1 protein-coding gene is annotated in these 326 nt (G+C 26.4%); it reads right to left on the reverse strand.

Going from position 1 to position 326, the window contains the following annotated elements:
- The coding region (locus tag LDP10_RS03345) for a class I tRNA ligase family protein (protein ID WP_265197298.1) at positions 1-326 on the reverse strand (326 nt) is incomplete at both ends.

The following is a 326-nucleotide window of genomic DNA, read 5'->3' on the forward strand; positions in this document are numbered from 1 at the left end:
ATAATAATATCGCAAACTATCTGAATCTAAATATTTTAACCAATCTGATGCTAAGATAAAATCATTTTTAGATTTTGATAATTTATTCCCATGAATGGTAACATAACCGTGTACAAAAATTTTTGTAGGTTTACGGAATCCACTTGCTTCTAATATTGCTGGCCAAAACAAAGTATGAAAATACACAATATCTTTGCCAATAAAATGATATAACTCACAATTTGAATTTTTGTTCCAAAATTCATCAAAATTTAAATTTGTTCTTTTTTTACAAAGGTTTTTAAAGGTACTCATGTAACCAATAGGAGCATCTAACCAAACATAAA

Origin of the sequence: Buchnera aphidicola (Pemphigus obesinymphae) (assembly GCF_026122815.1) — a bacterium.
In the GTDB taxonomy this organism is placed as follows: Bacteria; Pseudomonadota; Gammaproteobacteria; order Enterobacterales; family Enterobacteriaceae; genus Buchnera_C; species Buchnera_C aphidicola_BJ.